The organism is Paenibacillus sp. 3LSP, assembly GCF_032465655.1.
In the GTDB taxonomy this organism is placed as follows: Bacteria; Bacillota; Bacilli; order Paenibacillales; family Paenibacillaceae; genus Fontibacillus; species Fontibacillus barengoltzii.
In genome coordinates this window covers 1-537 of the sequence record NZ_JAWDJI010000199.1, presented here as the reverse complement: position 1 = coordinate 537, position 537 = coordinate 1, and the positions used below count along the sequence as shown (strand labels likewise).

Annotated in this window: 1 protein-coding gene; it reads left to right on the top strand. The window is 56.1% G+C overall.

What is annotated here, in order from left to right:
- Positions 1 to 537, top strand: a 537-nt coding sequence (locus RW092_RS23920; RefSeq protein ID WP_316010768.1) for an IS110 family RNA-guided transposase, incomplete at both ends; no start/stop codon positions are given.

Genomic DNA, 537 nt, shown 5'->3' with positions numbered 1-537 from the left:
AAGTGAAAACAGATCGACGGGATGCCGAGCAACTCGCGCGTTTGTATCGTGCAGGAGAGCTCACTCCCGTTTACGTCCCCGAACGGGAAGATGAGGCTCTACGGGAATTGGTTCGCGCCCGTGAAGCTGCCAAGGAAGATGCCCACCGGGCTCGTCAGCGGATCTTGAAATTCCTGCTTCGTCACCAGATTGAACCACCGGCCACAATCAAGCGTCGCTGGACGAAGAAGTATCGCGTCTGGCTGGGGCAACTGGTATTCCCGTACGAGCCCATGCAGGTGGCCTTCGATGAGATGCTTCATGCTTTGAATGAGATCGAGCAACGCATGGGGCGCCTAGAAAAAGCACTGGTCCAGCAAGCTGCGACCGGTTCTAAGGCTTCTCTGATCCAAGCTCTTCAGTCCCTACGGGGGATTGGAATGCTTACAGCCATTACCCTTGCGGCTGAAATCGGAACCTTTGCGCGTTTTCGCTCCCCTGCGCAACTGATGGCGTACTTGGGACTGGTCCCTCGTGAGTATTCCACGGGCCTAAGTA